Below are 1,795 nucleotides of genomic sequence, written 5' to 3'. Positions count from 1 at the left end.
ATGCTGTGAGAGCGCTCTCACGGGCGTCCCCCATCCCCTGCGCCGTCCGTCTCCCGAGGAGTCATCGTGCGTATCAGATCCAAACTTCTGCATGCGCTGGCCGCGCTCACCGTCACCGTGCCGCTCGCGGCCGTGGCGGCGGCCGCGCCGGCCCAAGCGGTCGGCCCGGCTCTGCTGCCGGTCACCGTCACCAACAACTCCGGCCGCGGCGAAGCCGTCTACCTGTACGTGATCGGCATCAACCTGAGCACGAACCGCCTCGGCTACGTCAACCAGGGCGGCGCCTTCACCCCGTGGCCGGCCGGCTCGCTCCCGCCCTCGCCCGCCCCCGACGTGGCGATCGGCGGCCCCGGCAACGGCGGCGCCACGACGATCAACTTCCCGCGCGGCTTCTCCGGGCGGGTCTACTTCTCGCTGGGGGAGAAGCTCAAGTTCTTCCTCACCCCGGACGGCCTGGTGCAGCCCGCGCCGTGGGCCAGCGGCGACGCCAACTACAACATCCTGTTCGACTGGAGCGAGTTCACCTACAACGACGCGGGCCTGTGGCTCAACAGCTCGCAGGTCGACATGTTCGCGGTGCCGCACGCGGTGACGGTGACCGGATCCTCCGGCGCGACGAAGAAGACCGGCGAGCTGCTCAACAACGGCCGCAACAACGTCATCAACGGCATCAAGGCCCAGGCCGGCTGGGGGAACACGGTCTACACCCGCTCGGACGGGACCGTGCTGCGGGCGCTGGCGCCGGGCAAGGCCGCCGGGGCCGGGCTGATGAGCGCGAACTACCTGGACTCGTACATCACGTCGGCGTGGAACGCGTACACCAGCAAGACGCTGACGGTGGTGCCGTTCGGGGACCAGCCGAACACCAAGTACTTCGGCCGGACCTCCGGCAACGTCATGAATTTCACGAACAGCGCGGGCCAGCAGGTGGCGTCGTTCAACAAGCCCTCGTCGGCCAGCGTCTGGGGCTGCGACGGTGACTTGCCGGCACCGAACGACCTGGTGAAGGGGCCGATCTCGCGTACCCTCTGCGCGGCGCTGAACCGCGGCACGCTGGGCACCATCGACACCCAGCCGAGCACCAACGCGGCGCAGTTCTACCAGAACAACCCGACCAACCAGTACGCCAAGATCATTCACCAGAACATGGCCGATGGTAAGGCGTACGCGTTCGCCTTCGACGACGTCGGCGCCTTCGAGTCGCTGGTGCACGACGGCGACCCGCGTGCGGCCGGACTGATCCTGACCCCGTTCGGTGCGGGCGGCCCGACCACGCCGCCGCCGACGGGCGGGGGACAGGCTCTGATCAGCGACTGGAACGGCAAGTGCATCGACGTGCCGAGCGCCAACTTCGTCGACAGCGCGCCGCTGCAGACGTGGACCTGCAACGGATCGAACGCCCAGAAGTGGACCTCGGCGGGCGGCGCCCTGCAGGCGCAGAACAACAAGTGCATGGACGTGGCCGGCGGCGGAACGGCGAACGGCACGCCGGTGCAGCTCTACACCTGCAACGGTACGGCGGCCCAGCAGTTCGTGCTCTCGGGCGCGGGCGACCTGGTGAACCCGCAGGCGAACCGCTGCGTGGACATCAAGGACTGGAACGGCGCGGACGGCGGCCGGCTCCAGCTCTGGGACTGCGGGGGCTCGGCGAACCAGAAGTGGCACAAGGGCTGACGGTGCGGTGATGGACGGGCCTGCGCGGCATACGCAGGCCCGTCTGCCGTCATGGTGCGGTATCCGGTGGGCCTGCACGACGTGCGTGCGGCCTGCCGGAACCCGACTCGGCGGCACGGGC

The 1,795-nt window shown here is 69.3% G+C and carries 1 protein-coding gene; it reads left to right on the top strand.

What is annotated here, in order from left to right; translation table 11 throughout:
- Positions 1-66: 66 nt before the first annotated feature.
- Positions 67-1,674 carry a beta-1,3-glucanase family protein gene (locus AB0C29_RS46620; protein WP_360834572.1) on the top strand — a complete coding sequence of 536 codons (1,608 nt, stop codon included), beginning with the start codon at positions 67-69 and terminating at the stop codon, positions 1,672-1,674.
- Positions 1,675-1,795 lie beyond the last annotated feature (121 nt).

This window comes from Actinoplanes sp. NPDC048791, from assembly GCF_040650095.1.
Classification (GTDB): Bacteria; Actinomycetota; Actinomycetes; order Mycobacteriales; family Micromonosporaceae; genus Actinoplanes.
This window is presented reverse-complemented; position numbering and strand designations above follow the sequence as displayed.